Source organism: Streptomyces sp. NPDC048506 (assembly GCF_040651315.1).
Taxonomy (GTDB): domain Bacteria; phylum Actinomycetota; class Actinomycetes; order Streptomycetales; family Streptomycetaceae; genus Streptomyces.
On the sequence record NZ_JBEZIX010000005.1, the window covers coordinates 48,229 to 68,984 of the forward strand.

A 20,756-nucleotide genomic window follows, 5' to 3' on the forward strand; every position below is an offset into this window, starting at 1 on the left:
CTGACGGCCAGCTGCGGGCGCGCCACGCCTGATGATCAGCTGCGGACGCGCACCGGCTGACGGCCAGATGCGGACGCGTAACCGGCTCGCGACCAGATGCGAACGCGTCCGCGAGTACCGCCGACGCTCAGATCCGGACCTGTACGGCACGCACCAGACGGTCGTGCAGCCCCCGGCCGTCCCGGTCCCAGACCACGGCCGGGATGACGACGACGAGCAGCAGCGTCCGCAGCACGACCCGCGGCACCGAGATCCGGCCGCCGCCCTCGGCGACCACCCGCAGGCCCAGCAACCGCTTGCCCGGCGTGCAGCCGACCGTACCGACCGTCAGCACGCTGAGCACCGCGAAGACCACCAGCGCCCAGTTGCTCGCGGCCTGCGCCTTGCCTCCGCTGAGCAGTCCGTATGCGATGAGCATGCACAGCGCCCAGTCGATGAAGAGCGCGGCGAAGCGCCGCCCCGGGCGGGCGAGTGAGCCCGGCCCCTCCTCCGGCAGCCCGAGCCGTTGCCCGCGGTAGCCGAACTCGACACCCATGTCCTCGGCTGCCGCGCGGGGCCCGGAGATCCACGATCCGATTGCTTGCCTGTTGTCCACCCGTCCACGGTACTGCGACGGTCTGCCTGCGCTTCGCGGAGGTCCGGCGGGGGCCGGCGGCGGGCCGTACGGGCGGCAAAAGGCGACCGACGACACGGGGCCGTAATGTGATGATTTGGCGCACACTGGGGGGTAAGGACGACCGCGCGGCGGTTAACCTCGGCGAAACAAATGGGTCATGCTTGGGAAATCCCGCCTGCCTATGGTCGGGCGAGCGCGCCACCGCACATGGCCGTGTTCCGAGCAGCTATCCCGCGTCCGCCGACCGGTGACCGGGCTAGGAGGAGTTGGATGTTCCAGAACGCCGACGAGGCCAAGAAGTTCATCGCGGACGAGGACGTCAAGTTCATCGATGTCCGCTTCTGCGACCTGCCCGGTGTGATGCAGCACTTCACGATCCCGGCAGCGGCCTTCGACCCGGCCGAAGAGCTGGCGTTCGACGGCTCCTCGATCCGTGGTTTCCAGGCCATTCACGAGTCCGACATGGCCCTGCGCGCCGACCTGTCTACCGCCCGTGTGGACCCGTTCCGCCGCGACAAGACGGTCAACGTCAACTTCTTCATCCACGACCCGATCACCGGCGAGCAGTACAGCCGTGACCCGCGGAACATCGCCAAGAAGGCCGAGGCCTACCTCGCCTCCACCGGTATCGCGGACACCGCGTACTTCGGTCCCGAGGCCGAGTTCTACATCTTCGACAACGTGCGCTTCGAGACGAAGTCGAACGAGTCCTTCTACCACATCGACTCCGAGGCCGGCGCCTGGAACACCGGCTCCGAGGAGAACAACCGCGGGTACAAGGTCCGCTACAAGGGCGGCTACTTCCCGGCCCCGCCGGTCGACCACTTCGCCGACCTGCGCGCCGAGATCTCCCTGGAGCTGGACAAGGCCGGCCTCCAGGTCGAGCGCCAGCACCACGAGGTCGGCACCGCCGGCCAGGCGGAGATCAACTACAAGTTCAACACCCTGCTCGCCGCCGCCGACGACCTGATGCTGTTCAAGTACATCGTCAAGAACGTCGCCTGGCGCAACGGCAAGACCGCGACCTTCATGCCCAAGCCGATCTTCGGCGACAACGGCTCCGGCATGCACGTCCACCAGTCCCTGTGGCAGGCGGGCGCCCCCCTCTTCTACGACGAGCAGGGCTACGCGGGCCTCTCGGACACCGCCCGCTACTACATCGGCGGCATCCTCAAGCACGCCCCCTCGCTGCTCGCCTTCACCAACCCGACGGTGAACTCCTACCACCGCCTGGTCCCCGGCTTCGAGGCCCCGGTCAACCTGGTCTACTCCCAGCGCAACCGCTCCGCGGCCATGCGCATCCCGATCACCGGCTCGAACCCGAAGGCCAAGCGCGTCGAGTTCCGCGCCCCGGACCCGTCCTCGAACCCCTACCTCGCCTTCTCGGCCCTCCTCCTGGCCGGCCTCGACGGCGTCAAGAACAAGATCGAGCCCGCCGAGCCGATCGACAAGGACCTCTACGAGCTCGCCCCCGAGGAGCACGCCGGCGTCCCCCAGGTCCCGACGTCCCTCCCGGCCGTCCTCGACGCCCTCGAAGAGGACAACGAGTACCTCCAGCAGGGCGGCGTCTTCACCGCCGACCTGATCGAGACCTGGATCGACTACAAGCGCACCAACGAAATCGCCCCGATCCAGCTGCGCCCGCACCCGCACGAGTTCGAGCTGTACTTCGACATCTAAGAGCCGGCGCCCGGCGAACTGGGCGTAAATCTGAAAAACCAGCTGTGACCTGCGGAAACTCTTCTCGTGAGTTCTCGTAGGTCACAGCTGTTTTCCGCCCCCTTGTGCACCGTGTGTGCACCGCCTGGCCAGTTCTCTGACCCGATGTCAGAAACGGCACGAGGGCCGCTACTCCATATCCGGGGTAGCGGCCCTCGTTGGCTTGGCCGGCCTCCTGTGGCTTACGCGCAGGCCAGGACCTCCCGTACGCCGTCGGTGACGCCCGGCAGGTCGCCGGGGGCGGCCCACTGGTGCAGGTCGTGTTCGGTCAGGATGACCGGCCCGGTCTCGGAGACGGTGACGGCGAAGTTGAACTGGCGGGTGGTGGTGCCTCGGCTGTTCTCGTAGTCGAAGTGCCCGAGGTAGCGGTCCACGGAGGCGACGGTCAGGCCGGTCTCCTCCAGCGTCTCGCGGCGGGCCGCGTCCAAGATGCTCTCTCCGGCGTCCACATGACCGGAGGGGATCTCCCACAGGCCGCCCATGTAGTCGTCCGGCTTGCGGCGGACCAGGAGGATGCGGTCGGCGTCGGTGACTACGGCCGCGGCCACGAAGGTGGTGATGCCTTCGGCTTCTGCCTCCTCTGCCAAAGTTCGGGCGAGGTCTGAGGTGACGGTCACAAGAGCTCCTTGTGGTGTTCGCTGACCTTCCTGGCCGCGCTGACGTACTGCTCGGCCAGTTTCAGATCCTGTTCACGGTGCCAGACCGGCAGCTTGATCGTGTTCGCGTGCGCCTTCTCAGCGACGGGGAAGTCACCCTCCCGGTATCGGCTGCGGATGTTCGGGTAGCCGGGGAAGAGATGGGAGGGATGCTGGTAGAGCGGGAGCTGGTTCAGGGGGCGGGTGGAGCCGGGCCGGTCGAACTCGGTCGCGCCCTCCGCGACAAGGGCCGCGTGGAAACGATCGAAGGGCAGGCCGCCCAGCTGGTCGGGCCGGTAGGTGGCCGTCAACGCGTACCAGGATGACTTCACCCCCGCGGGCATCGGGCTCACCTCCAGCCCGGGTATCTGCCCGAGCTCTCGGATCAGGTAGGCGGCGATCTCCTCGCGGCCGGCGAGGTAGGTATCCAGGCGGGAGAGCTGGTCGTGGGCGAGGGCGGCGGCCAGGGGGTGGATACGGAGCTTGAGTCCGGCCCCGGTGACCGCGTACCGCGCGAGCGGATGGCCTTCCGGGATCTCGTTCCTGGCCCGCTTGTTGTAGTGCGCGAACGTGAGAACGCGATAGTAGGTGTCATCGTCGTCGGTGAGGAGGAAGCCGCCCTCACCCCCGGACAAGGGCTTGGGGCCGTTGAGGGAGAAGGCACCGGCCAGGCCGAACGTGCCGACCTTCTGGCCGCCGTGACTCGCCCCGTGAGCGTGTGAGCCGTCCTCCAGCAGGTCCAGGTCACGGTCCCTGGCCAGCGTGGTGAGGTCGGTCATCTCGGCGGGCTTGCCCCACAGGTGCGTGACCATGATCGCGCGGGTGCGAGGGGTGATCAGTTCTGCCACCCGACCGGGGTCGATGTTGCCGTCCGGGCGCGTCTCGCAGAGGACCGGTACCGCGCCGAGCTGGAACAGGGGTGAGGCGGTGGCGTGGAAGGTCCAGGCAGGGACGATCACCTCGTTGCCGGGCCTGATGCGGGCGGCCCAGTAGGCAGCGTGCAGGGCGGCGGTGCCGGAGCTGGTGGTGATCGCGTGCCTCACGTCGAAGTAGTCCTGGAGGGCGTCTTCCAGGTCCGCGACGATCCCGGACCGGCCGGGGAGGGAGACTGCCGAATCCAGCTGGGAGACAACCTTCGTGCGGGTGTTGTCGTCGATCGGGGGCCAGGTGAAGTGGGGGCCGGCATCGGTAACAGCCGGGGTGCCGCCGTGAAGGGCGAGCAGGCTGGTCACAGCATCTCCTTCGGGTCGATGTAGCGGCCCGCAGTCTTGGACCGGTAGCAGGACGCGATGAACGCGGCGTGGGAGAGGTGCTGGTCGGGGCCAGAGATGTTGGGCCGTTCTCCGTCCAGGACCCGGCAGAAGTAGTCGATCTGTGCGGTGGCGACGCTGGGGGCGTGCGGTCGGGTCAGCTCCTCCACCACCGTTCCGTCCAGGGCGAGCCGCTGCACCGCTCCCTTCGTCAGCACCACCGAGCCAGCCGTTCCCACGACCCGCATGAACTCCGTCTTCGGCGCCATCCACCGCGACAGGACCAGCGATCCGTACAAGCCGGAGTCGTAGCCGAGTTGGACGACGGCGGTGTCCTCCGCGTCGTAGCCGCCTTCGGGCAGGGCCGTGGTGGAGAACTCCGCGATGACCCTGCTGGGCAGGCCGAAGTACCACAGGAGCAGGTCGATCAGGTGGTAGCCCATGTCGAGGATGCAGCCGCCACCGGCCTGCTTGAGGTCCCCGCGCCAGCCGGCGCCGGGGTTGGGCGTGTGGAACGAGTAGTGCCCGCCAACGAGAAACGGGGTGCCGATCTGGTCCAGCATCCCGGCCACGCTGCTGTAGATCGGGTTGAACCGGCGCTGGAGCGTCACCATCAGTTCCACGCGGCCCTTGTGGCAGATCCCGGCCAGCTCGCGAGCCTCCTCTATGGAGGTGGCGAACGGCTTCTCCTTGAGGACGTGGACGCCCCGGGTGGCGCACTCCTCGGTCACCGCGCGCCCGGCGTGGTGCGGGACGGCAATGATCACGAAGTCCGGGGCGGCGTCATCCAGTAGGTCACCGGCCCGGGTGAACCCGGGCACTCCGAGGGTGTCCGCTCGCTGGTGCAGGACGTCCGGGTTGTTGTCGCACACCGCGACGAGTTCGGCCCGGCTGGAGCCGAGCAGGCCGGGCAGGTGATCCTCGGCGGCCTGGTGGCCAAGGCCGATGATCGCAGCACGTCGTTTCATGCGCGTTCTCCTTCCACTTCACGGAGGAACGTGTCGGGTGATGACGAGTACAGCGCCAACTCCAGCTCAGGCCCTAGGTGTTGGCTGTAGTCCCGGGGTTGTCCCGCCTGTACGCGCGGTAGTCTGGCCGTCGCCGTCGATGATGGGATTGCTCCCGTGGACGACCCGATCAGGCATCCCCTCGCCTACGCCCGCCTCTTACGCGGCTGGTCCCAGAACGACCTCGTCGCGCGCCTGCACCGCGCTGCCGCGATGCGGCCCGAGGGTCTCCGCTCCGGCACCGACAAGGCGGCCGTCAGCAAGTGGGAGAACGGCCGCAAAACGCCGAACATCGAATCCCAGCTCCTGATCGCGGACGCCTTCGACGTGCCGGTCTCCGACCTGGAGCGGTACCCCTGGCCCCACTGGCTCCCGGGCCGGGACGACCCGGCCCCGCTCGGGGCGGCGTACACCGTCCAAGCACTTCGAGATGCACAGAGAGCCGCGATGAACCGTGAACGTCGTACGTTCCTGACCTACAGCGCGCTCGCCCTGGCCGGGCTGGCCTCCCAGTGGGCCACGCTGGAACCCGACCGCCTGACCACCGCGCTCGGCGGGCGCCGCGTCGATGACGAACTGGTGGACTGGCTGGAGGACACCAGCACCAAACTGACTGCCCTGCCGACCGAGCAACGCCAGCACACCATCAAGCTGATGGACGCCCACCTCACGACTGTGACCGACCTTCTCGAAGGCGCCCGGTACAGCGAGGCCACCGGCCGCCGCCTGCACCACCTGGCGGCCTCCCTCTCCAGCACCTGCGGCTGGTACCGCTTCGACCAGGGTCAGCACTACGCGGCCGGCAAGCTGTGGAACGCCGCTCTCACCAACGCGCACGCATCCCGCAACCGGGATCTCGGAGCTGGTGTCCTGTCCGACTTCGCCTACCAGTCGATCTGGCTCGGCCATCCCGGGTCCGCCGTGGAACCCCTGAGCCAGGCCCTGATCCATACGTCCCACCCCACCGCCCGGTCGCTGCTGTACCTGCGCAGGGCCCGAGCCCACGCCGCTCTGGACGCCGCTGCCGACTGCCACCGCGACCTCGCCGCCGCTGAGACCGCCCTGCTGACCGACGCGGCCGACCCCGCCCCCGGCTGGTGCCGATGGATGAGCACAGCAGATCTGGCCGTGGACTCCGGCCAGTGTCTCCTCGACCTTGGCCGAACCGACGAGGCGCGCGCCCGCATTGACGAGGGACTGACCCTGCTCCCACGGGCCCGGGACAAGACGCGCGGGGTCTTCCGCACCTACGAGGCCCGAAGCCTGCTCCAGGCTCGCGAGGTCGAACAAGCCCTCGTCGTCAGCACTGAGTCATTCGACCTCGCCACCCGCATCGGCGCCGACCGCTGCGTTGCGCTGGTCCGCGAGCTCGCCCCTGCTTTCAAGCCCTACCAGCAGGTGGACGGCGTACCCGAATTCCTCCAACGGCTCCGGACCGCCTGAGAGACCGTCCTGGCGGCCACCTTCCAGGTGGGCTGTTCTCCATCCCTGCTGCGATCGGCCCCGGTCGCTGCCTCCACGTCCGGCGCCCCCTGGTGCCGGGCCGCCCCTTCCCAGGCGGGGCATGCGCTTGCGAAACTCCTCCGCGGCCACGGGCTGCGGAGGAGTTTCGGAAGCTACAGCTTGCTGCGCAGGTTTGGGCGTGGCTGGCTCGTCGGTTTCCGTGCCGGGTGGCCTCGCACCCGTCCCACCCGTTGCATGCCTGGTCAGGGCGCGGAGGGTCGCATCCGGTGGTACGAGTCGACTCATATCGGCGCACGGTCGGTCCGATACGCGGGACGGGTGGACTCGTCCCACCCAGAGAGTCGTCCCCGCGCTGACCTGCGCGGGGACGGGTGGGACGAGTGAGGCCGGGTTACGGGGCAGTGCGCGCGGGTGGAGGGCAGTAGCGCATCCAAGCGTCGGTGAACTGGTTGCGCGAGAAGCCCTTGCGCTGACCAATGTCTCCGAAGCGGTGGTTGGCGGACCTGATCTGGTAGTCGCCCAGGAGGAGTTGCAGGCCGCGTGCGCTCAGCCCGCCGTTGCCGTACTCAGCCCAAGGTCCTTCGGTATCGGCGCGCAGGGCGGCGAGAAGGCTCTCGGTGGGCAGTGCGTCGGGGTTGCCATAGGAGGCGAAGACCTGCCGGATGTCCGTCAGGATACGGATCTTCAGCCCGCCGTGGTCCTCCTCCTGGCCCTGCTCGTATGCGGTCATCATCTGGCAAGCGGTACGGGCCCAGGCGGGCCAGGGGCCTCCCGCCAGATCGGCGATGACGATCAGCGGCTCCCAGGTGTCAGCCGCGCGGTCCTCGACCGGCATGACCGGCTCGGAGTCGGCAGCCTCCTCCAGGTGCGGGCCCAGCCAGACCGCCAGCCGCTGCCGCAGGGCGTTGAGGGCAGGTGTGTCGCGGCGTGAGCGGTAGGGCCGCACGCTCTCCCCCAGTGCACGGCGGCGCATGCGGATGACCACCGACCGGTCCATGATCGTGTCGGGCAGGTCACCGATGCCGGCGAGAGCAGCCATCGCGAAGGTACGGAACTTGGTGGGTTGGTGGTCATTTCCCGCGACCCGGGTGGTTGGCCGGTTGCGGTGGTGACCGGAGTTGAGCAGACCTCGCATCTCCTCGTTCTTCTCCGCCACCTTCGGGCTGCCGAAGATGGTGTCTGCCTCGTCCACCAGGAGGGTGGGCGGGTTGGCGGTGATGGAGCGGAAGATGGCCGCCGGGGTCGAGTTGACCGTGATGAACGGGTCGTGGACGGTCTCGTGCAGCACGTCCAGCAGCCTCGATTTGCCGCAGCGCTTCGCTGGGCCCACCACCGCCAGGCGCGGGGCGTGCTGCCAGGCGGGCTGCAGGTGCGTGGCAGCCACCCACAAGGTGACCGCGTTCAGAGCCTGCCGGTGGGGCAGAACCACGAACGTCTCGATCGCTGACCGCAGTTCACCCAGCAGAGCAGCGCCCTCGGTCAGCGGGCCAACGAACGGGGTGGCTGGACGGTCAGCGCTCTCCGTTGACCGGTTCTCGGTCGGGCTGCCGTCGGTGTCCGAGGCACTCGTTGCACTGCCCAGTGGGGTCGGCGAATCCCGGTCACCGGTGGGCACTGCAGCGCGGTGGATACCGACCTGCCCGGGGATGGCGACCGGTGGCCAGGTGGGTTGGTGGGATGCGGCGGCGGGCTGCGCCGTCATAGGGTGGTTCAAGGACGTTCCTCACCCGGTGGTACGCAGCGTGCAGGCTCCGCACCACCGTCGTCATCGTTCAGGTACGGGCGGTCGGTTGGGGACTCTTCGGCCCTCGGCGTTGACGCGCCGAGGGCCGCTTCGTCGTGCGACGGTTCAGGCGACCAGATCCAGGGACTGGGCCTGGAGCCACGCGTCGACCTCCGTCCACCGGTAGCGCAGATGCTTGCCGACCTTGTGGACCTTCGGGCCGGTGCCCCGGTACTTCCACTGGTACAGGGTCCGCACCGGGATGCCGAGGTAGTCGGAGATCTCCTGCGGGCTCGCCAGCGCGCGACGGTGCTTGGCGGCATCCTGGCGGGACTCAGTGTGCTTCATTCGCTTCCCCTTCGCTGAATTGGGCGGGCGGCGTGGACAACATAGCCACGCATCTTCCGCAACATCCAGCGCCATATTGCAGACAATTCGCGGCCGCACCAAACGGCATCCACACAGGACATCGAAAACCGCGGATCCGAACCGCCGATCGGGAGAGCGAGCCATATTCCACACAGCCGAGAGCGACCAGGCCACTTCGTCATGTCAGCTTCGCGACACCCTGCTGCGCTCCGCCTATCGCCGGATCCTGCCTGAAGTGCCAGGCCGTGGAGGTGTGACGAACCACCGGAAGCCCCATTCTGGCGCAAGGCGCGGGAACATATCACAGAACCCGGCCGTTAATTCCGTAACCATCCAGACGCACAGCGACAGCACCCACGCGACGCGAAGGGCACCTCCATATACAGCGGAAATCCGGTTTCCCCAAACCCGGGAACACGAGCTACAACACCGCCATGCCAAAACGCGCCGTCGAAATCGGCTCCACCGGAATCCATACCGCCCACAACATAGAAAGCCTCCGCCTCGCTCGCGGCGTCAGCCAACGCCAGCTCGCCGCCCTCGTAGCCGAGCTACGCCGCCCCCTGTCCCATACCGCGATTTCTCGCATCGAGCGCATGCGCCGACGCTGCGACGTCGACGACCTCGCCGCCATCGCTGCAGCCCTCGGCATCTCTCCCATGGCCCTCTTGCCGCCATCGTGTGCCGCTCCGGAAGCGGGTCACCGTGGCTGAGCCCTACGACCGCTGGCACAAAAAGCGGCCGGAGCCGGGCGAGGAAAAGTGCAGGGCCCACGGCAAGGTGCCTTCCCGCGAGCACGGGCGCGGTAAGCGCTGGTTGGCGCGCTGGCGGGACCCCGACGGGCAGCAGCAGAGCGAGAGCCGAAGGCGAGGAAGTGCTCGGCCTTGCGCCCGTAGCGACGATGCAGGCGTCGGCAGCCAGCCAGGACACGGTCCGCTCAACCACCCAGCGGTGTCGGCTCAGTTGCTGCGAGGCTCAACGCATTTGCGGGCGATGCGGTGTTGGATGCCTTGTCTGCGAAGCCATCGACGCAGGTGGTCGCAGTCGCATCCCTTGTCCGGCATGTTCTGGGACAGCCCACCACACAGGGCCGCCAGCGGCTCGGCCGGGCAGTGCGCAGGGATGTGACGGCAGAATCCCCTTATGAGCACGTCGACTTCCGCATCGCGCCCAGACGGGCAGCCATTCAATCGCCGTGTCCACGTCGTCGCCGCGGTCCTGGACCGCCCTGAGGAACTGGACCTGCTCCAGCAGGTGTGCGACGCGATGGGCTGGCCCCTACGCGAGCCGCTGGCCGGGGAGACCACGGTGACCACGGACACGGGCTGGACGCTGCGCGTGATCGAGGTCCGTATCCGCGGGGTCCGCGAGACAGCGGTAGAACAGGCGGTCGCCACCCTGGACACACTGGCTCAGAACGCCGAACTCTCCCTGCACTGCCGTGACGCAACGCTCGTGGAGCGCGTTCACCGGCCGCAGATCGAGTGGCACCTGCGGGGCAGGCGGGGGCCAGTGAGCCTACGGCTCCACCACGCGCTCCACGTGGCCACACGGACCGGCGAGCACGATCCGCATGCGGGCACTGTCCGGCTGGTCCGCGTCCCGGCCAGGCTCGACGAACCCCAGGCGCGCCGTCTGGCGCGCACCCGGCGTGCTGCCCGGGCTGAGCTTTCGCACCACCCGCTGGTACTGCGGCGGCTGGACCCGGACGTCCATGAGATCGGCAGGCCCTCGGCGTCCCGGGGCTGGCACGCCCTGGCCTTCCTGACGCTCGTCGTCACTGCGGCAGCGATCTGCCTGCTCGGCGCCGGGCTCTGGCCCACGTTCGGCGCGGACAGCCCACGGGTCGGCGGTCCGCTTGTGGTCCTGGTCGCAGGCTACCTGCTAGGCGGAACGTATCTGGCGGTGCGGCGCACCCCCACGCACCGCGCGCTTCCGTGGCTGGTCCCGCTGGCGGTGCCCCTCGCGGTTCCCCTCGTGCCGTGGCTCGGGACGCTCGTCCAGCGGGCATATCTGTCGCCGTTCGGGGTGCTCCTCGCGCCGGGGAAAGACGGGTTGGGCGACATCCAGGCGGGGCTCTGGGTGCTGTGCGTGTTCGTCGCGGCCTCGCTGCTGCCGGTGGCGTACCTGGGTTGGATGCGGTTCCTCGCTCCCTCCCTGCGGGTCCAGGGGCCGTGGCTGTCCTGGGCGCCTGCGGTGACCCTGGGCATAGGCATGGGCATGGTGTTCAGCCTGCTCATCCTCCAAACCGCAGCGCGCAATGGCACGGAGCACCGCGCGCTCGCCTTGGCTGGCCGCGACATCTCGGAGTACTTCGGCGTCAGCGCCGAGTACGCGTGCCTAGAGCCGACCTCCTCCGAAGCGCCGTACTACGGGACCCCGCCTCCTCACGACCATCCAGTGGTGATCTTCGGGCAATCCGGTGACAGGGTCGAGTTCTGGGATCCTGCCACAAGCCGGAAGACGAGCATCCGGCTGGAGGACGCCCGCATCAGGGTCGTCCCCCATAGCGGCTCACCGTGCGCCAAGGCCGCCCGGTAGCACTCAGAGAGCTTCCGACGAATGGGGCTCGCCTCCGGTTGGCGGCGGCCGACGATGCGCCCTCCTTCGCACAGGCCATGGCCCGGCTGCGGGTGCCGGGCGGCAGACTCAGACGAACGCCTCTCTTCCCCATGGTGTGCACCGGTTGTGCACCGGACCCGTCGATGAGCACGAATCTCCGCCGGTCAGAGCGTCCGTATAGCTGTACTTCGACATCTAGAAAGTAAAGCTCGGACTCGGCAGCCGACGGAAATGCTCAGAGCGGTTGCCTCCACCACCTGGGTGGAGGCAACCGCTCGTCGTCTGTCGCGACCCCTCTGTTGGTTACCGACTGTCTTTTGCCGAACCGGGACCGTCAATGCGACACGGACGCTATTCCACGTCGCGGGCCGGCTCGGGCTCGAACGCCATGAGCGTCAGTGCTGTGACGTGGATGACGGCGTTCCACTCGTCCTGGGTCAAGTCCGGGAATTCCTCCAGTACACAGCTGGGGACAGGACAGCCACCAGCGCTCAGCACTACCTTCGCGAAGGCCAACCCCGAGCGGCTGAGGCACAAGCGCGGCCCTTGGTGGGGCTCCCCGGTGTGCAGCACCGCGATGCGCTGAGCGGCGTCCTTGTTGTCGGGTGTCTCCGACGCGAAGTTCAGGAACGCGGCCCGCAATTGCGCAGTGAGTTCGTCGTGGTGCAGGTCAGCGCGTTCCGGAATGTCAGCCAGCGCCTGGCAGAACTGCTCTCTCGCTACCGACCGGGGCGGCCTCGGGGTGACCTGTGGATGTTGGCCGGCAACGTCGCTTACAGGCTCGGGCTCCGATTGGAGCCCCAGGAAGATGAGCTTGGAGACCAGCAGTACGGCCTCCCACTCCTCCTGGCTCAGAGTCGGGAAACTCTCCTGCACCTGGGGCGGAAGGTCGCTCTGGTCTGCGTACAAGAGCACGTCCGGCAGCTCTACGTCATAGTCCGCAAGCCGAAGACCCAGGCTTCGTCCCCAGGGGTGGTCCTCAGCGCCAACGGTGACCAGTTCGGCGCGTGATCGCTCGCCCAGCGCCTCCGAAGCCAGTTCGCGCAGCGCGGTGGTGACTGCCGCACTGAGGCCGGCCTCGTTTACGTCACCCCTTTCGCCGACACACAGCAGGGCATCGCGCAAGCGTCCGCGCGGCGATGACGGATTCATCGTCTCCTCCTACGGCCGCCGCCTGAGTCGAGCGGCTGGACGGTCGTCTTCTCCACGTACTTGTTGAACTCATCGATCTTGTCGGCCGGCACCGCATAGCGACCCGGCTCGTTGGTCGGCTTGATCTCGTACTGTTTCAGCCAGGCCAACACCTCTGGCTTGCAGTGGAACTCCATTTTGTGGGTGTAATTCTTGCTCTTGCCCAGCGTGCCGGGGTTGACCTTGCCGGTCTGGGTGATCCACTTTGGCTGCCGTTCGTGGCCGGGCCTCGGAACAAGGCCCCCATTCGGCTTCACTGCGGCACTCGCCTTCGCTTCCGCCTCGCTGCCGTAGCGTTCGATGATGACTGGGCACTTCTTCTTCGCCAGGCCGAGTGGATCGATCTCGGCGAAGGGATTGTCGACGTAACCGTGTGGGTCGGGGGCGGGCCCGAGGCCGAGCGGATCGGGGCTGAGATATCGGCCGGTGAGTGAGTCGTAATAGCGGAACAGGTTGTAGTGCAGGCCGCTCTCACGGTCGTGGTACTGACCTGGGAAGCCGAGACTGCACTCCACCACAGCCTCGCGGGGATCAGCGGGATGCGGTGTTCCCCACAGCGTGGACCTGGAGTGCCAGGCAATCGCACCCTCTTCATCGACAAGATCCGTGGGTGTGCCGACCAGGTCAGTGATGATGGAGTAGAAGCGCTCGTCGAATTCCTCTTGCGCCGGCTCGGATCCGCCGGCGGTTCGGTCCACCTGGGTCAGGACGCGGTAGCCGACCGGATCCCACTCCCAGCTGGTGACCTGGACACCAGCCGACGCTGAACCGCTGCGCAGTTCCTCGGCAAGTACGGTGCCGTCCCAGGTGAACGTGGTCTGCTCCACCACAGTGGTGGTGTCGCCGCTCAGCCGCTGCTTGGCGATGCGGCGCCCGAGGGGATCGTAGTGATAGCGCCAGAGGGTGCCGTTCGGGAGGGTGACCGTGGTGAGGCGGTCGTCTGCGTCCCAGGAATAGTGCCAGCTGCGGGTGCCGCCGGAGAGCAGCCTGCGGCATTGCTTGATGACCCGTCCCTGGCCGTCGTACTCATAGCTGGTGCGGCCTGCCTGGCGGAGCAGAGTGCCGTCGTAGGACCTCGTCCCCGCGGTGTCGTTCAGGCTCGCCTGCCCGGCGGTCTGACCTCCCGTGTAGGCCAGGTTGCCCGCAGTGTCATAGGCATAGGTCTCGGACCAGTTGTGCCCCGAGACGCTGGTGACCCGCCCCACCGGGTCCAGATCGAAGGCTCGCGTCCCCAGCATGGTGTCCGTGAAACCGAGCAGCTGATCGTCCGGGCGGTAGGCAAAGGTGCGGTGTCGTAGCGCAGTCTCAGGTATGGCGGCACCAGGCGTGGCCGACATACCTGAGAGGGTCTGGGCCGTCATACGGTTGGCCGGATCCCAGGTCTGGGAGAGGACCGCCGCACCGAGATTGCGGCGGATCTCCCGGCCGGCGAGGTCGTGGCCGAACCTGACCTCTCGCCCCGCGCTGACCAGCGTTGCCGGCCGACCGGCCGCATCGTAGGTCCACCGACTCTCAACACCGCTGGGGGTACGGCGCAGGGTGCGCCGACCCAGGTCGTCGTAGCCGAACTCGATGACCGCCAGGCCCTGTTGCTCCGTCAGCAAGTGACCTGCTGGGTCGTACGTGAAAGCCAGGTCCGTGGCGCCGTTCGCCGCGTACAGCAGACGGCCTTCGGCGTCGTAGTGGAATCGCGCTCCGCCGGTCTGCGTGCCTTCGCGGACAACACGGTCGAGCAGGTCGCGGGTGTAGCGCACGGTCTGGCCCGCACCGTTGGTCCGCGACGTCAGCCGACCCGCCACATCGTGGGTGTAGCTGATGTGCCGTCCGTTGAAGTCGGTCTCCTGCACCACCCGGCCCAGCGAGTCGTAGGTGTAGCGCCACAGTTGTCCCTGCGGGTTGGTGACGGCGATGAGTCGCAGCTCAGCGTCGTAGGCGAAGGTGAACCTGGCACCGTCAGGGCCCGTACGGACGGAGACTCGGTCAAAAAACGTGTACTCGAAGGACGTGGTTCCGCCAGCCGCATCGACGTGCTGGAGCAGGTTCTCCTCGGCGTCGTAGGACCACCGCTCGGTGTGACCGTCGGGCCGAGTGCACCAAGCCGGCTGTCCTTCCACCGTCCAGCCGAACGCCGTCACCGCGCCCATCGGATCGGTCACCAGCCGGGGTCGACCGAAGGCGTCCCGCTCGCATCTGCTCACGGCTCCCAGAGGGTCGGTGACAGACACCGGCAATCCGGCGGCGTTGGTGGCGAGCCGGGTTGTCTGACCGATTGCGTCGGTGACGGCTGTGAGATGACCGAAAGAGCCGTACTCGAAGCTGGTGGTGGCCCCGACGGGATCGGTGATCTGCAGCAGGTTTCCGCAATCGTCGTACGCGTACTGCCAGCCCGCACCGTCCGCACCGACCATGAGCAAGGGTTGGTGCAGGTCGTTGTAGACAGCGGTCATCCGCGAGCCATCGGGGCGGGTGACCGCGGTGGCGTTGCCCGCCGCGTCATACTCCATCGTGACCGTACGGCCCAGCGGGTCCGTACGCCGCAGCAGTCGGCGGTACCGGTCCCATTCGAAGGTGGTGACCGCGCCTGAGGGATCGGTCTCCCTTGTCGTCTGACCACGCTCGTTGAGCTGGTAGACAGTGACCTGTCCCAGTGCATCGGTCACCCGGGTGCAGCGCGCCTCGTCGTCGTACACGAAGACGGCATCGAGGAAACCACCCTCGCCGCGGGTCTCGACACAGCGCCCAGCAGCGTCGTAGAGGTAGTCGTACCGATGCCGATTGCGATCGGTCCAGGAGGTAATCCGGCCGTCCTGGTCATACGCGAAGCGCATCGGTACACCGGACGAGTTGGTGACCTCGATGAGATTCCCGTTGCCGTCATAGCCGAATGCGGTCAGCAGCAGTCCCACCGCGGAGTCGCCCTCGGCCTCCGCACTACCGGTTGGCTCGGCGGCCAGTGCCACCGCGTCCGAACTCCTCGCACCCAGCAGGCGCAGCCCGGTTATCCGTAGCCCTGCGGTCTCGACTCGGATCCGGTACCCGCCGCTGTGCCAGACCTCGCTGGGGGTGCCGTCGTCGGAATAGTCGATGTCGATCTGATTCGCGTGACGGTCGGTGATCGCCGTCAGCGGGAGCTGTGCGGAGCTCGACCCACTCGGCTCACCCGTAACGCTGGCCGGCTTGGCAAAGTGCCAGGAGCGTCCCTCCTGCGGGTCGCTGATGCGGAGTCCATCGGGCGTTTCCGGATCCCAGCTAAGCGGCCATCGGGGACCCTCGACGGGGAGGACCGGCTCATCGTGCCCGGGGACCGGGTAGACCAAGATCATGCCGTCCTCAGCAGCGAAGACGACACCTTCGTCATCGACTTCGAGGCGCTGGTCGAGGGTCGAAGACCACGACGGGCCGAACCACCCACCGCAGCGGTAGGAGGACACGTGGGTTCGCGCGAGCAGTAGCGGCAGAACGGCCGGCAGGCTGACGTCCTCTTGAGCCAGGACCATCTCACCCGAGGCGATGTCGATCGGGTCGCTTCGACAGTTGCGGTCGTCCGCTGGAGTGCTGGTCTTGTGCGGTTCTGCCGCCCCGTTCCGCAGGGGCGATTTCGGTGCGCCCCTTCCCGGATTCTTGCCGCCGGCGCGGCTACCCGTCCCGCCGATGCCACTCCCCGGCGCCTTGGGGTCCTTCTCGTCTCCCTTGCCCATGCCTGTGAAGTGGTCGGCCAGCTTACGGTCGTTGTCCTGATGGTTCTTGGCCATCTGCTTCACACCACGGGTCATGTTGTCGTCGAGGTGCTTGGCGGTCTTCTTGACGCCGTCCTCGATGCCGTCGATGACCTTGTCCAACATCGCGTTAGCCGCGTCAGCGATCGCGTCCTTGCCACGAGTGCGCCCGTGGTGACTTCTGGCCCGGCCGATCTTGCCGCCGGCCTTGTTGCGGAAGGTGCCACCGGCGCTCTGCAGACCCGTCACTACGCGGTCGTGCTCATCCGGGTCGAAACTGAACCCTCCGCCGGCGCCTCCGCCGCCTCCGCCCCCACTGCCACCGCCGGCACTGAGGAGTTCCATCGGGTTGGCCGCGGCCGATTTCGCGGAGTCCTTGGCGTCCTGCACGCCTTGATGGAAGCCGTCCTTGCCCGCCTTGGCGGTCTGCCCCAGGTCCACTCCGTCCTTGACTCCGAGGGCGTTGGCGCCGATCTGGACGACCAGGTCGCCGACCATTGCGCCCAGGGCCTCCTCAACGGGCGTCAGGGCGATGCTGATGACCTGTTCAGCGACCTGCTGGCACACCTCCTTGAAGAGGCGCTTGACGATTACCCGGGTCGCCTGGGTCGCGGCCAGCGCACCGACTTCGGAAAGGCCCAGCGTGAACGGTGCCGCCGCCTGCGCGGCGATCACCTCTGCGGCGAGGATGCCCAGCTGGACAATTGCGCCGATCTTCGCGCCCTCGATGAGGACCGCCACACCATCCATGGCAGTGGCCGCCATGCGGCCACACTCCCCCAGATTCTTGAGGTGAGTGCCATTGATCTTGTTCCAGTGAGCGTTGAGCGCCTCGACAGCCAACGAGCCACCCGCTGACCCCACCAATCCCTGGATGGCCGTGTGCGCTTCGTTGGCACCGTGGTCGATGTCATCGGCGAACTCCCGCATGGCATCGGCCATGTCCCGGTAGTCGTCCTCGTCGACGTTCGGCCATGAGACTCCGATGATGTCGAGTACTTCGTCCGCCCAGCCAGGCAGCACTACACCCACGAAAAAACACTCCCCCGTTGACCATTTCTTGGATGAGAAAATACTTCCAGCTGGGCGAACGGCCTCTCAAGTGCCCTATGAGCCCTCACGTGGCGCGTTTCCCACGAACGCCGTCGCCTAGTCGTGCGTATGCGGGTCATGGTCGGACACGCACCAGGTGCTCCGCCTCACCCACGACGTGCACCGGTCGTGCACCCACCCAGCCTTCAGACCATATCCGTGCAGGTCAGAGCACTTCTCGTGCGGTACTTCGACATCTAAGAACGTCACAGGTCAGAGCGGGTTTTCGCTCTCCTGGGCCGTCTGTGGGCCGTCGGCCGTGCTCTTCCGCTCTCGGAAGGCGCGGCCGACGGCCTCTTTCGTGGTGCTGCTCAGGCGGCGACCGGTACCGCTCCGTCGTCGCCTTCGTCCTCGTCGGCCGCGCCGAACGCAACGTCGATTGCCTTGCGGGCGCGGTCCTGGCTGTTCGGCATCAGGTGCGTGTACGTCCGCAGCGTGAACCCGGGGTCTGAGTGGCCGAGGTACTCGGCAAGAGCCTTGATGCTCTCCCCCGCATCCAGCAGCACCGAGGCGTCGCCGGGCCCTTCGACGCGCTGGAACGCGAGGGGCACGCCCGGCGGGTCCAGGAGCAGCGCGACCGACGGATGTGACGGGCCGCCACATGAACCGCAGCAGCTGCCGGTGGTGGTGGGGGCGACGGAGCGTGTGGGGTCAGCGGGCGCCGAGTTGGTCGTAGGTCGGGAAGGTCGGGCCGGTGAGTTCGGGGCCCGTCGGGTCGGCGGACCTGACCAGCAGGGCCGCGACCAGGCCTGCGAGCAGCGTGAGGCCGGTCGACCACCACAGGGTGTCGGTATAGCCGCCCAGCGTTGCCTTGCGGATCACCTCGGCCAGTTGGGGCGGAGCCCCCAGCGGGCTGATGACGTGGCCGCTGCGGGCCGCGGCGGCGAAGGTCGGCGGGAGCCCGGGTACGGTCTCCAGTCGGGCCGCGATGCCCGAGGTGAGGACGCTGCCGAACAGGGCCGCGCCGAGCGCGCCACTCACCTGGTGGGCCACGCTGGTCGCGGCCGCGCCGCCACCGGAGTGCGGCGCGGTGATGCCGGCCGTCGCGATGGAGAAGAGTGGCATCAGGGCCGTGCCGAGGCCGAGGCCGGCGAGGACGATGCCGGGCAGGATCACGGTGGCGTACCCGCTGTCGGGCTCGATGCGGGTCAGGAGCAGCAGGCCGACCGCGGTGAGCAGCAGGCCCGGCACGACCAGGTTGCGCGGCGCCACGCGGTGCAGCAGGCGGGCGGAGACCTGGGTGGAGCCGATGACGATCGCGGCGACCATGGGCAGGAGGGACGTGGCGGTGCCGGTCGGGGAGTCGCCGCGGATGCTCTCCAGGTACGCCGTCAGGGTCGAGAGAAGGGCGAACGCGCCGGCGCCGGCCAGGAACAGGGCGAGGAAGGAGCCGACGCGATTGCGGTCCTTGATGATGTACGGCGGTAGGAGCGGATCGGATGTCGTGGTCTGCCACCATGCGAAGGCCAGCAGCAGGACGACGCCGAGCGCGAACAGGGCCAGTACGAGGAGGTCGAGCCAACCGCGCGATTCGGTCTCGTGCAGACCGTAGACGAGGGCGACGATCCCGGCGGAGCCGAGCAGCAGGCCCAGCGGGTCGAAGCCGGGGCCGGGGCGGACCGCGCGGTCGTGGACCAGGGTGGCCACGCCGACCACGGCGATCACGGCGAGGGGGACGTCGGCGAACAGGCATACGCGCCAGTCCAGGGTTTCGAGCACCCAGCCGCCGGCGAGCAGGCCCGCCGTCGAGCCGCCGACGGCGACCGCGGCGTAGACCCCGAAGGCCCGGCGTCGTGCCGTGGAATCGGTGAAGTTGACCACCACCAGGCCCAGTGCGGCCGGCGTCAGCAGCGCGGCGAAGGCGCCCTGGAGGGCGCGGGCGCAGACCAGCGCGCCGGCAGTGGGAGCCAACCCGCCGATCGCGGCAGCCACCGCGAAGCCGGCCAGCCCGATGAGCAGCATCCGTTTGCGGCCCGCCAGGTCCGCGAGGTGCCCGCCGAGCAACAGCAGCCCGCCGAAAGCCAGTTCATAGGCGGTGAACATCAGGTTGAGTTGGTCGGCGGGCAGGTTCAGGGCGGCCATGATGGACGGCATCGCCATGCGGAGGGACGCCGCGTCGAACAGCACGAACAGCTGCACGAGAGCGACCACCGCCAGGCCCCACCAGCGCCTGGGGTGCGGGAACGGGGAGTCCTGGAGGTGGGCCGGGGAGGGGGGCGCGGGCCAGGCGTGGGGGGCCATGCCCGGGGGTGGTCCGAACCCCTGCGGGGGGACGAGGTCCGCCGGGGCCGTGGGCGCGTACGCGGGCGGCGGGGGTGCCGACGACTGCGGCGGCCCGGACGGGAGGCGCGGGTCCGCGGCGGGCACCGGCGCTCCGGTGGGTGCGGTGGCGGGTGTGCCGACCGCCGTCTCGGGGGCGTAGTCCAGCAACTTGGCCGCATGACGGCCGAGTTGGGCCAGCACCGCGCCCGGCAGCCACTCCTCGTCCGTGCCCTTGCCCCCGTTCGTGCCCTCGTTCCCGTCTGTGCCCTCGCCCCCGTCCGCGTCCGCCTCCGTGCGGGCCGCGACCTGCTGGAGGGTGGGCCGCTCGGCCGGGTCCTTGGCGAGGCACTCGCGTACGAGATCGAGCAGCGACTCCGGTACGCCAGTCAGGTCCGCCTCCTCCTCGGCGATCCGGAAGAGGTGGGCGTTCAGCCCGGTCTCCGTGGCGCCGAAGAGCAGGCGTCCGGTGGCGGCGTAGACGAGGACGGCACCCAGGCAGAACACGTCGCTGGCGGGGGTGAGTTCGAGGCCGCGCACCTGCTCGGGCGACATGAAGCCGGGGGAGCCGATCAGCATGCCGGTGCGGGTGTGCAGGCTGTCTCCGGCGAGGCTGTCCATGGCCCGGGCGATGCCGAAGTCGATCACCCGCGGCCCGTCGACCGTCACCAGCACGTTGGACGGCTTGAGGTCCCGGTGGATCAGGCCCGCCTCGTGCACCGCCTGTAGCGCGAGGGCGAGGCGGTTGGCCAGCACCCGTACGGAGTTCTCGGGCAGCGGCCCGAAGTCGTTCGCCACCACGGTGGTCAGGTCGGGCCCTGGGATGTACTGGGTCGCCACCCAGGGCACCGCGGCGTCGGTGTCGGCATCGAGCACGTCCGCCGTCCAGGAGCCGCCCACCCGACGGGCGGCCGCCACCTCGCGGGCGAAGCGCCTGCGGAACTCCGGGTGTTGTGCGTGCTCTTCCTGGACGACCTTGACCGCGACGGTCCGCCCGGCCTCGGAGCGGCCCAGGTAGACCAGGCCCATGCCGCCGGCGCCGAGGCGGGCGATCAGGCGGTACGGGCCTATGTGCGTCGGGTCTGAGGAGATCAACTGGTCCACGGAGGAAAGGTAATCCACGGTGCGGGGCCGGGGATCGGATTCCACATTT

General features: G+C 68.4%; 13 protein-coding genes and 2 pseudogenes. 4 read left to right on the forward strand and 11 right to left on the reverse strand.

Annotated features, from left to right (window positions below):
* Window positions 1-127: 127 nt before the first annotated feature.
* On the reverse strand, window positions 128-595 hold the full coding sequence (locus AB0C96_RS05175) for an RDD family protein (protein ID WP_362913848.1): 468 nt from the start codon (window positions 593-595) through the stop codon (window positions 128-130).
* Between the two features lie 291 nt (window positions 596-886).
* Between AB0C96_RS05175 and glnA the strand changes: the two genes are divergently transcribed.
* Window positions 887-2,296, forward strand: coding sequence for a type I glutamate--ammonia ligase (gene glnA / locus AB0C96_RS05180; protein WP_362913850.1), 1,410 nt, complete (start codon window positions 887-889; stop codon window positions 2,294-2,296).
* Window positions 2,297-2,517: 221 nt separating this feature from the next.
* Here the strand turns inward: glnA and AB0C96_RS05185 are convergent, their stop codons facing one another.
* Genes AB0C96_RS05185 through AB0C96_RS05195 form a run of 3 tightly spaced genes read right to left on the reverse strand, consistent with a single transcriptional unit; the run spans window position 2,518 to window position 5,188 of the window.
* Window positions 2,518-2,952, reverse strand: a complete 435-nt coding sequence (locus AB0C96_RS05185; protein ID WP_189860791.1) for an NUDIX hydrolase — start codon at window positions 2,950-2,952, stop codon at window positions 2,518-2,520.
* Window positions 2,949-4,202 (reverse strand): DegT/DnrJ/EryC1/StrS family aminotransferase, encoded by a 1,254-nt coding sequence (locus tag AB0C96_RS05190; RefSeq protein WP_362913852.1) that lies wholly within the window; start codon window positions 4,200-4,202, stop codon window positions 2,949-2,951. Before AB0C96_RS05190 ends, AB0C96_RS05185 begins: the two co-directional genes overlap by 4 nt.
* Window positions 4,199-5,188: a Gfo/Idh/MocA family oxidoreductase gene (locus tag AB0C96_RS05195; RefSeq protein ID WP_362913854.1), complete on the reverse strand. Its 990-nt coding sequence runs from the start codon at window positions 5,186-5,188 to the stop codon at window positions 4,199-4,201. The genes AB0C96_RS05190 and AB0C96_RS05195 overlap by 4 nt, the downstream gene beginning before the upstream one ends.
* A gap of 156 nt (window positions 5,189-5,344) precedes the next feature.
* Here AB0C96_RS05195 and AB0C96_RS05200 point away from each other — a divergent pair, with 156 nt between their 5' ends.
* On the forward strand, window positions 5,345-6,670 hold the full coding sequence (locus tag AB0C96_RS05200; protein ID WP_362913856.1) for a helix-turn-helix transcriptional regulator: 1,326 nt from the start codon (window positions 5,345-5,347) through the stop codon (window positions 6,668-6,670).
* Between the two features lie 412 nt (window positions 6,671-7,082).
* Here AB0C96_RS05200 and AB0C96_RS05205 read toward each other — a convergent pair whose 3' ends face one another.
* Together AB0C96_RS05205 and AB0C96_RS05210 are read right to left on the reverse strand one after the other, a co-directional pair.
* Entirely contained in the window at window positions 7,083-8,393 is a 1,311-nt protein-coding gene (locus AB0C96_RS05205; protein ID WP_362914115.1) for a DUF3631 domain-containing protein, read from the reverse strand.
* A 147-nt stretch (window positions 8,394-8,540) separates the two neighbouring features.
* A complete protein-coding gene (locus tag AB0C96_RS05210; RefSeq protein WP_362913858.1) occupies window positions 8,541-8,762 on the reverse strand; it encodes a helix-turn-helix domain-containing protein in 222 nt (73 codons plus the stop codon).
* A 455-nt stretch (window positions 8,763-9,217) separates the two neighbouring features.
* Here AB0C96_RS05210 and AB0C96_RS05215 point away from each other — a divergent pair, with 455 nt between their 5' ends.
* Window positions 9,218-9,496 (forward strand): helix-turn-helix transcriptional regulator, encoded by a 279-nt coding sequence (locus AB0C96_RS05215; protein ID WP_362913860.1) that lies wholly within the window; start codon window positions 9,218-9,220, stop codon window positions 9,494-9,496.
* Between the two features lie 134 nt (window positions 9,497-9,630).
* On the opposite strand, the pseudogene AB0C96_RS05220 reads toward AB0C96_RS05215, so the two are convergent.
* Window positions 9,631-9,841: pseudogene (locus AB0C96_RS05220) on the reverse strand (IS5/IS1182 family transposase); the annotation flags it as partial.
* Between the two features lie 85 nt (window positions 9,842-9,926).
* On the opposite strand from AB0C96_RS05220, the gene AB0C96_RS05225 reads away from it, so the two are divergent.
* Window positions 9,927-11,324 carry a hypothetical protein gene (locus AB0C96_RS05225; RefSeq protein ID WP_362913862.1) on the forward strand — a complete coding sequence of 466 codons (1,398 nt, stop codon included), beginning with the start codon at window positions 9,927-9,929 and terminating at the stop codon, window positions 11,322-11,324.
* Window positions 11,325-11,696: 372 nt separating this feature from the next.
* On the opposite strand, the gene AB0C96_RS05230 is transcribed toward AB0C96_RS05225, so the two are convergent.
* From AB0C96_RS05230 to AB0C96_RS05245, 4 genes and pseudogenes are all read right to left on the reverse strand, one after another.
* A complete protein-coding gene (locus tag AB0C96_RS05230; protein ID WP_362913864.1) occupies window positions 11,697-12,497 on the reverse strand; it encodes a hypothetical protein in 801 nt (266 codons plus the stop codon).
* Window positions 12,494-17,284, reverse strand: a complete 4,791-nt coding sequence (locus AB0C96_RS05235) for a DUF6531 domain-containing protein (protein WP_362913866.1) — start codon at window positions 17,282-17,284, stop codon at window positions 12,494-12,496. The genes AB0C96_RS05230 and AB0C96_RS05235 overlap by 4 nt, the downstream gene beginning before the upstream one ends.
* A 371-nt stretch (window positions 17,285-17,655) precedes the next feature.
* Window positions 17,656-17,856, reverse strand: a pseudogene (locus tag AB0C96_RS05240) (site-specific integrase); the annotation flags it as partial.
* A gap of 139 nt (window positions 17,857-17,995) precedes the next feature.
* Window positions 17,996-20,707, reverse strand: coding sequence for an MDR family MFS transporter (locus AB0C96_RS05245; protein WP_362913868.1), 2,712 nt, complete (start codon window positions 20,705-20,707; stop codon window positions 17,996-17,998).
* Between the last annotated feature and the right edge of the window lie 49 nt (window positions 20,708-20,756).

What these genes read in the sequence shown, in the direction of transcription:
- glnA (WP_362913850.1), top strand. Translation starts at nt 887, where the DNA reads ATGTTCCAGAACGCCGACGAGGCCAAGAAGTTCATCGCGGACGAGGAC.
- AB0C96_RS05195 (WP_362913854.1), bottom strand. Translation starts at nt 5,188, where the DNA reads ATGAAACGACGTGCTGCGATCATCGGCCTTGGCCACCAGGCCGCCGAG.
- AB0C96_RS05205 (WP_362914115.1), bottom strand. Translation starts at nt 8,393, where the DNA reads ATGACGGCGCAGCCCGCCGCCGCATCCCACCAACCCACCTGGCCACCG.
- AB0C96_RS05210 (WP_362913858.1), bottom strand. Translation starts at nt 8,762, where the DNA reads ATGAAGCACACTGAGTCCCGCCAGGATGCCGCCAAGCACCGTCGCGCG.
- AB0C96_RS05215 (WP_362913860.1), top strand. Translation starts at nt 9,218, where the DNA reads ATGCCAAAACGCGCCGTCGAAATCGGCTCCACCGGAATCCATACCGCC.
- AB0C96_RS05225 (WP_362913862.1), top strand. Translation starts at nt 9,927, where the DNA reads ATGAGCACGTCGACTTCCGCATCGCGCCCAGACGGGCAGCCATTCAAT.
- AB0C96_RS05230 (WP_362913864.1), bottom strand. Translation starts at nt 12,497, where the DNA reads ATGAATCCGTCATCGCCGCGCGGACGCTTGCGCGATGCCCTGCTGTGT.